The organism is Citrobacter sp. wls757 (genome assembly GCF_005280935.1).
Classification (GTDB): domain Bacteria; phylum Pseudomonadota; class Gammaproteobacteria; order Enterobacterales; family Enterobacteriaceae; genus Citrobacter; species Citrobacter portucalensis.
In genome coordinates, this window is the sequence record NZ_SZWU01000060.1 from 427,488 (window position 1) to 435,596 (window position 8,109).

General features: G+C 49.3%; 8 protein-coding genes. 6 read left to right on the top strand and 2 right to left on the bottom strand.

Translation table 11 applies throughout. The features are described 5' to 3' along the window. On the bottom strand, positions 1–579 hold a 579-nt coding region (locus FDW94_RS24420; protein ID WP_249358585.1), incomplete at its 3' end, for a molybdopterin-dependent oxidoreductase. Positions 580–867: 288 nt separating this feature from the next. On the opposite strand from FDW94_RS24420, the gene yddG reads away from it, so the two are divergent. The 3 genes from yddG (at position 868) to FDW94_RS16935 (ending at position 3,820) form a co-directional block, all read left to right on the top strand. Continuing rightward, positions 868–1,749, top strand: a complete 882-nt coding sequence (gene yddG / locus FDW94_RS16925) for an aromatic amino acid efflux DMT transporter YddG (protein ID WP_048214181.1) — start codon at positions 868–870, stop codon at positions 1,747–1,749. Between the two features lie 461 nt (positions 1,750–2,210). Next, positions 2,211–3,296, top strand: coding sequence for a porin OmpD (ompD, locus tag FDW94_RS16930; protein ID WP_137377932.1), 1,086 nt, complete (start codon positions 2,211–2,213; stop codon positions 3,294–3,296). A gap of 143 nt (positions 3,297–3,439) precedes the next feature. Continuing rightward, entirely contained in the window at positions 3,440–3,820 is a 381-nt protein-coding gene (locus FDW94_RS16935) for a GFA family protein (protein WP_088732456.1), read from the top strand. Between the two features lie 3 nt (positions 3,821–3,823). Here the strand turns inward: FDW94_RS16935 and FDW94_RS16940 are convergent, their stop codons facing one another. Beyond that, positions 3,824–5,308 carry an MFS transporter gene (locus FDW94_RS16940; RefSeq protein ID WP_137377933.1) on the bottom strand — a complete coding sequence of 495 codons (1,485 nt, stop codon included), beginning with the start codon at positions 5,306–5,308 and terminating at the stop codon, positions 3,824–3,826. Positions 5,309–5,425: 117 nt separating this feature from the next. Between FDW94_RS16940 and FDW94_RS16945 the strand changes: the two genes are divergently transcribed. The 3 genes from FDW94_RS16945 to FDW94_RS24425 all read left to right on the top strand — a co-directional run. Continuing rightward, positions 5,426–6,004, top strand: coding sequence for a TetR family transcriptional regulator (locus FDW94_RS16945; protein WP_057068227.1), 579 nt, complete (start codon positions 5,426–5,428; stop codon positions 6,002–6,004). Between the two features lie 212 nt (positions 6,005–6,216). Continuing rightward, positions 6,217–7,602 carry a NarK family nitrate/nitrite MFS transporter gene (locus FDW94_RS16950; protein ID WP_008784805.1) on the top strand — a complete coding sequence of 462 codons (1,386 nt, stop codon included), beginning with the start codon at positions 6,217–6,219 and terminating at the stop codon, positions 7,600–7,602. A gap of 96 nt (positions 7,603–7,698) precedes the next feature. After that, positions 7,699–8,109, top strand: a 411-nt coding sequence (locus FDW94_RS24425) for a nitrate reductase (protein WP_249358586.1), incomplete at its 3' end; no start/stop codon positions are given.

Consider the following 8,109-nt stretch of genomic DNA (forward strand, 5'->3'; position numbering starts at 1 on the left):
CGCCTGGTTGTCTACTGCCAGCATGCCGAGTGAGCGCACAAATTTTTGCGTCAGCATGCCGGTTTCATTACTTGCCGCAGATGCACACAGCATCCCGGTTGAAAGCCAGCGGTTTACCGTTACGCCCTGCTCATTCTTCTCAATAAAGTTGGCGTCACGGTCATTTTTCATCAGCTTCGCGATACGGGTGAATGCTTCATCCCAGCTGATACGCTGCCATTTGTCGGAACCTGGTGCACGGTATTCCGGGTAACGCAGACGGTTTTCACTGTGCACGTAATCCAGTAATCCTGCGCCCTTAGGGCATAATGCCCCACGGCTCACCGGATGATCCGGATCCCCTTCAATATGGTAAATCGACTCTTTGGCGTTTTTTGCTCCATCTCCCAGGCTATACATTAATAGCCCGCAACCTACGGAACAGTATGTGCAGGTGTTTCGAATCTCTTTGGCGCGTAACAGCTTATAGTTTCGCGCCTGAGCCAGTGCCATTTTGGGTGCAAAACCCAGAGCAGCTACTGTTGTTCCCGCCATACCGCCCGCGCAGATTTTAAAAAATTGTCTGCGGCTGACGTCCATTGCTTTCCTCTTTTTTGCAGGGATTCGTACAGGACATCTCTCAGATCGCGCCAGCGCGGCATAATTGAAAGATGACATGTACAACTTCGCGACGAAACTATCAGCTATATCCATATTTTTTTTGCGTCAAATCAATAACGAAACGGTTCCGCTACTAAATAGTGCACTTTGTTTAACCTTTGTACCCATAAGGGGGTAGGTGAAAGGTAATTAGTTAGCGCGCTACGGTGTAAAAGTGCTATAAATTTCAGCTTAAATTTTTGCCAGCACCATGGACAGACAATCAGAATGACAAAACAAAAAGCGACGTTAATTGGGCTCATTGCCATCGTGCTCTGGAGCACGATGGTCGGGCTAATGCGTGGGGTGAGTGAAGGACTGGGTCCTGCGGGTGGCGCAGCAATGATTTTTTCGTTAAGTGGCCTGTTGCTGATTTTTACCGTCGGCTTTCCGAATATCAGAAAAATTCCTGTGCGTTATTTAATCGCGGGTAGCGTGCTTTTTGTTACCTATGAAATATGTTTAGCGCTGGCTCTCGGTTATGCGGCTACTCGTCACCAGGCTATTGAAGTCGGTATGGTCAATTATCTCTGGCCGAGTCTGACGATATTGTTTGCTATTTTATTTAATGGTCAAAAAACAACCTGGCTGGTGATCCCTGGATTAATTATCGCATTGACCGGGGTTTGTTGGGTATTGGGTGGCGAAAATGGCCTTAATCCTGGTGAAATTATAAACAACGTTGCCAGCAGCCCGCTGAGCTATTTCCTCGCCTTTCTTGGCGCATTTATCTGGGCAACGTATTGCACGGTGACCAATAAATACGCAAAAGGCTTTAACGGTATTACCGTATTCGTTTTACTAACGGCTGCAAGTTTGTGGGTTTACTATTTTATGACTCCGCAACCAGAAATGAATTTCAGCACTTCGGTGACTATTAAAATGTTCTCAGCGGCATTAACGTTAGGATTTGCCTATGCGGCGTGGAATATTGGCATTTTGCATGGCAACGTGACCATCATGGCCGTAGGTTCCTATTTTACCCCAGTGCTATCCTCTGCTCTGGCTGCTGTGTTACTCAGCGCCCCGTTGTCGCTATCTTTCTGGCAGGGTGCATTGATGGTTTGTGCGGGTTCGCTACTTTGCTGGTTGGCAACACGCCGCGCCTGAAAAAAAATCCGGGTTTTATCGCGCAAATCTGAAACCCGGCTACACTGTAATCAAATTAATGAATAATAAATGTTCATTCCACTTGTGGTTTATGTTTATTTTTGTTTAATTTAATGTTAAATAATTGGTGATTAATTAACTCCCGAAAATATTGCATGCTTATCTATATTCCTCAGTATGTATATATTATACCTGCGTGACTAACGCCATTTAAACCATAGACGGCACAATAGTCCCCTACGTAAATATACCCATTCAGATTTGTCACATATAAAGATTAATACAATCAGCTATATTATGTAGATCTGGATCACACAAATTCAAATATTTCGCAATATTATGAAACTTATTATTGAACTTATACCACTGCGTCATTTAAAAATAGTTTGCCATTGACGAACCCCTTCGTTTAGCAATGGTTTAGGAAACACACCAAGAAAAAATTATAAGGATTATTTAGAATGAAACTTAAATTAGTTGCAGTGGCAGTGACTAGCCTGTTGGCGGCAGGTGCGGTAAACGCAGCTGAGGTATATAACAAAGACGCAAACAAACTGGATATCTACGGTAAAGTTCACGCTCAGCATTACTTCTCTGACGACAACGGCAGCGATGGCGACAAAACCTACGCGCGTCTGGGCTTCAAAGGCGAAACTCAGATCAATGACCAACTGGTTGGTTTTGGTCAGTGGGAATATGAATTCAAAGGTAACCGCACTGAATCCACCGGTGGTTCCAACAGCGACAAAACTCGTCTGGCATTCGCTGGTCTGAAATTCGCTGAATACGGTTCTTTCGACTACGGTCGTAACTACGGCGTAGCATACGACATCGGCGCATGGACCGACGTCCTGCCTGAGTTCGGTGGTGATACCTGGACCCAGACTGACGTATTCATGACTGGCCGTACTACTGGCGTTGCAACCTACCGTAACACCGACTTCTTCGGTCTGGTTGAAGGTCTGAACTTTGCTGCTCAGTATCAGGGCAAAAATGACCGTGACAACCTGAAAGAAGCTAACGGTGACGGCTTCGGTCTGTCTACTACTTATGAGTATGAAGGCTTTGGCGTAGGTGCTACCTATGCGAAATCTGACCGTACCGACAAACAGTCTGTAGGTAACGGCGGTTTCATGGCTTCCGGTAAAAACGCTGAAGTATGGGCTGCTGGTCTGAAATATGATGCGAACAACATCTACCTGGCAACCACCTACTCCGAAACCCGCAACATGACCACCTATGGTGGCTCCGGTGTTACTGGTATTGCAGATAAAGCACAGAACTTTGAAGTTGTTGCACAGTACCAGTTCGACTTCGGTCTGCGTCCGTCCGTTGCTTACCTGAAATCCAAAGGTAAAGACATCAACGGTTACGGCGACCAGGATCTGGTTGAATACGTAGACCTGGGTGCTACTTACTACTTCAACAAAAATATGTCCACCTTCGTTGATTACAAAATCAACCTGCTGGATGACAACAACTTCACCAATGCAGCGAAAGTGTCAACTGACAACATCGTGGCTGTTGGTCTGAACTACCAGTTCTAATTTTGTTGTAGTCTGAATACAAAGCCAGTCCTCCAAGGGCTGGCTTTTTCTCTTAATGTAGACTCGGTCATAAGGAGTATGCCGTGCAGACATTCACTGGTCGTTGTCTTTGCGGACAGAGTCATTTTACCGTTGACGTCGAAATGCTGGATGTCTATGCCTGCCACTGTACGCTGTGTCAGAAATGGTCAGGCGGCATCGCCATGTATCTGGAAGCCAGCGCTCACCCGCTGATGTCGCCAGAATCGGCAGAACCTTCGCACTTTCCTTCTTCAAATCGTGGTGAACGGTTCTTCTGTTCCGGCTGCGGATGCCCACTGTGGTTTACGTTGACGGACAGCGATCGCTACTTTATTCCATGGACACTTCTGGAACTTAATGAGGTAGATCGCCGCCGCCTGATATTAGCGGCAGAGATCTATACGGAAACGCAACCTGCGTTCTGGAGACTGACGGGGCAATACGCTCGACTGAGTGGGAAAGAAGTCGAAGAGATGGATTACCCCTGTCATTTAGCTCACTAGTTATTAACGTTGTACCTTTGCCAGACTGAACCACATTCCTATCGCTAATATGATAAGCATGCTGCCGGCGCTGCTTAAGGCCACGCTATGTGACCAGGTGAACGCTTCTCTGGCAGCCGTCAGCAATGCCTCACTCAGTGACGACGGGAGCGAGTGCGCCAGTTGTACCGCCTCCCCCATTGACGATGTGGCTCGTTCTACTTCCTGCGGATTAAGTCCGGCTGGCGGCAGAATCGATGCAGAAAAGCTACGGCTCAGCAGTAAGCCAAAGATAGCGATCCCAAGTCCTGCCCCCAGTTCATAAGCCATTGTCTCGATGGCGCCAGCGGCCGCGGCTTTTTCCGCCGGCGCTGCTGCCATGATAGCCGCCGTTGAAGCCAGGAGCGCACTGGCGGCGCTGAAACCGAGCAAAGCCATCAAAATCCAGGCTTGTACCTGTTGGCTACTGAAATCCGTCATCGCCAGGCCGTAAAAACTGACGGCGCTCAGTGCCATGCCCGCCGTTGCCACACAACGTAATCCAAGGCGTGAAACCAACATACCGGCAATCGGTCCGCTGAAACCACTTGCCAGCATCACAGGCAGCATAAACAATCCAGCCTGATATGGTGTTAAACCGTGAACAAACTGTAGTTCCTGAGCCATCAGCAACTCAAAACCCACCAGCGTTATCATCGCGGTCATCGCCATCACTACACCGCTCAAGATAATGCGATGCGTGAACAGACGCATGTCAATCATCGGGCGGGCTGCCGCAAGCTGGATACGGACAAACTGCCACAACAGTAAAGCGCCGGTTAACAGCGTCAGGGTGATGGCAACGGTCGCCGTATGCCCTTTCAGCGCGGTTTTAGCGCTGTAAACCAACAGCAGAATGGCAACAATCAGCATGATCGCATGACCAAAATTTAACGATTGATCGCGACGTCCGGCCTGGCGCGGCACTAAGCGTGCGGTTAAAGCCATTACCACCAGGACAATCGGCACATTAATTAAGAATACAGACCCCCAGTAGAAGTGCTCCAGCAGCATCCCGCCAACCAGTGGGCCAAACGCCGCACCGCCGGAACCGACCGCTGCCCAGACGCCGAGCGCCATATTTCGATGCCGTTGCTCAGAGAACGTGGCGCGAATACCCGCCAGCGTTGCCGGAACAATCATCGCCGCGCCAATCGCCAATACCGCCCGGGTGGCAATCAGCCAGCTTGCGCTATGAGCAAAAGCGGCCGCCAGCGATGCGAGACCAAATAATCCACCGCCTAACAGCAGCAGACGTTTAAAGCCGATGCGATCCCCCAGCGCACCCATTGGCAATACCATTCCGGCCATTACCAGGGAATAAATATCAATGATCCACAGCAGCTCGTTGCCACTGGCACCCAGCGTCATACTCAGCGTGGGCGCGGCAACGTGCAGCACCGTTGCATCAATCGCAACAGGGATGTAGACCAGCACAATAATGACTAACGTTAACCACTGACGAAACATAAAACTCCCTAACGAAACCAAAACTGGACACATGTCCAGCTTTAGCGATCCTACGGAAAATTGAACATATGTCCAACTTTTTGTTAGACTGCGATCTATACGGGTACAGGAGGAATGATGAGCTATCTAAATCGGGATGAACGTCGGGAAGTGATTCTGCAAGCAGCAATGCGTGTCGCACTTGAAGAAGGATTTTCCGCCATGACGGTTCGACGCATTGCTGCAGAAGCTCACGTCGCGACGGGCCAGGTACATCACCATTTCGCCTCTGCCGGCGAACTCAAATCCCAGGCATTTGTGCGCCTTATCCGCACCCTACTTGATGCCGAACTGGTCAGCGAAGACGCCAGTTTCCGTGAGCGACTGCATGCGATGCTAGGCAGTGAAGATGGTGGTCTGGAACCCTATATTAAGCTATGGCGTGAAGCACAGGTTGTTGCGGGTAAAGATCCGGAAATTAAAAGCGCCTACCTGTTGACCATGCGAATGTGGCACGAAGAAACCGCCAACATCATTACACAAGGACAGAAAGCCGGTGAGTTCTCATCCGCGCCTGATGCCGCCGACGTCGCATGGCGCTTAATCGCATTAGTCTGCGGCCTGGATGGTATGTACATATTAGGTATTGAGGAAATGGCCGATCCTGCATTCGATCGTCATCTTGATCGTATGATAACGCAGGAGTTATTTATTTGATGTAATAGATGGATTAACAATACATCTTTTATGTTTACAATTAGTAACACTTAAGCAACGTGTAATTCTCCCATCACGCCGCGTTATTGCGCTTTTTTATCTATTCTTTCAGTCAATATTCCTAAAACTTTTCAATAGTTTCTAAAAAGAAGCCGCGCGGCGCTGCATGCGTTTATTTCTTTTTCATGAACGGCATGTGCATGGAGAATAATATGTCATCATCAAATGAGAAAAATAATCGTTATCTTTTAACTGACTGGAAACCAGAGAACCCCGGCTTTTGGGAAAATAAAGGCAAGCACATTGCGCGCAGAAACCTCTGGATATCAGTAAGTTGTCTGCTGCTTGCGTTCTGCGTCTGGATGTTGTTTAGCGCCGTAGCCGTCAATCTGAATAAAATTGGTTTTAATTTCACCACCGACCAACTGTTTTTATTAACGGCATTGCCATCTCTTTCTGGTGCAATATTACGCGTGCCCTACTCCTTTATGGTACCTATATTTGGTGGTCGTCGCTGGACCATTTTTAGCACGATTATTCTGGTTATTCCCTGCGTCTGGCTCGGATTTGCCGTGCAAAATACCGCTACTCCGTTTGGAGTATTTATAATCATTGCGCTGATGTGTGGTTTTGCTGGCGCTAACTTTGCCTCCAGCATGGGCAATATCAGCTTTTTCTTCCCCAAAGCGAAGCAAGGTAGCGCATTAGGCGTTAACGGTGGTCTCGGCAACCTCGGCGTCAGCGTGATGCAGTTGATCGCGCCACTGGTGATCTTTCTGCCCATATTTACCTTTTTGGGCGTACAGGGCGTACCGCAAGCTGACGGCTCGTTATTGTCGCTGGCCAATGCCGCATGGATATGGGTGCCGTTGCTGCTGATAGCCACCGTGGCAGCGGGCATGGGAATGAACGACATTGCCAGCTCGAAGGCCTCAATTGCCTCTCAGTTACCGGTCCTCAAACGTTTTCATCTGTGGTTATTAAGTCTGCTGTATCTCGCCACCTTCGGTTCATTTATCGGTTTTTCGGCAGGCTTTGCCATGCTGGCGAAAACCCAGTTCCCCGACGTGAATATCCTGCAACTGGCGTTCTTCGGCCCCTTCATCGGCGCGCTTGCACGATCGGCGGGTGGTGTTATCTCTGACAAGTTTGGTGGTGTGCGTGTCACCTTAATTAACTTCATCTTTATGGCACTGTTCAGCGCCCTGCTGTTTCTCACTTTGCCCGGCTCGGGCGAAGGTAGCTTTATCGCGTTTTACCTGGTGTTTATGGGCTTGTTCCTGACCGCGGGTCTGGGCAGCGGTTCAACCTTCCAGATGATTGCGGTGATCTTTCGCAAAATCACAATTTATCGGGTGAAGCTGCATGGTGGTACCGAAGAACAGGCTCAGCGGGAAGCGGTAACCGATACCGCCGCCGCCCTGGGATTTATTTCCGCTATTGGCGCAGTGGGGGGCTTCTTCATTCCTAAAGCGTTTGGCTCATCGCTGGCGTTGACCGGCTCTCCGGTGGGTGCCATGAAAATATTCCTCGTGTTTTACATCGTCTGCGTGCTGGTGACCTGGTTGGTCTATGGCCGTAAATCACAAAAAAAATAACAAAATGGATACCGCAGGATCGGACATTTAGGTAGGTCGGATCAGGCCTGGAGTTCGATTCACCGTCGGCAATATTATCGAAGCAGGAGTTATGTCATGAGTAAACTGTTAGACCGCTTTCGCTACTTTAAACAAAAGGGCGATACGTTTGCCGAGGGGCACGGGCAAGTGATGCACACCAATCGGGACTGGGAAGACAGCTATCGTCAGCGCTGGCAGTTCGACAAAATTGTGCGTTCTACCCACGGCGTTAACTGTACCGGCTCATGCAGCTGGAAGATCTACGTTAAAAACGGGCTGGTGACCTGGGAAACGCAGCAAACCGACTACCCGCGTACTCGTCCTGACCTGCCAAATCATGAGCCCCGTGGCTGTCCACGCGGCGCCAGCTACTCGTGGTATCTCTATAGCGCTAACCGCCTGAAATATCCCCTGGTGCGTAAACGCTTAATCGAATTGTGGCGCGACGCCCTCTCCCGCCAGCCCGATCCGGTGCTGGCCTGGGAA

Coding starts and splice junctions, on each gene's coding strand:
- FDW94_RS16950 (WP_008784805.1), top strand. CDS start 6,217: ATGTCATCATCAAATGAGAAAAATAATCGTTATCTTTTAACTGACTGG.
- yddG (WP_048214181.1), top strand. CDS start 868: ATGACAAAACAAAAAGCGACGTTAATTGGGCTCATTGCCATCGTGCTC.
- FDW94_RS16940 (WP_137377933.1), bottom strand. CDS start 5,308: ATGTTTCGTCAGTGGTTAACGTTAGTCATTATTGTGCTGGTCTACATC.
- FDW94_RS16935 (WP_088732456.1), top strand. CDS start 3,440: ATGCTGGATGTCTATGCCTGCCACTGTACGCTGTGTCAGAAATGGTCA.
- ompD (WP_137377932.1), top strand. CDS start 2,211: ATGAAACTTAAATTAGTTGCAGTGGCAGTGACTAGCCTGTTGGCGGCA.
- FDW94_RS16945 (WP_057068227.1), top strand. CDS start 5,426: ATGAGCTATCTAAATCGGGATGAACGTCGGGAAGTGATTCTGCAAGCA.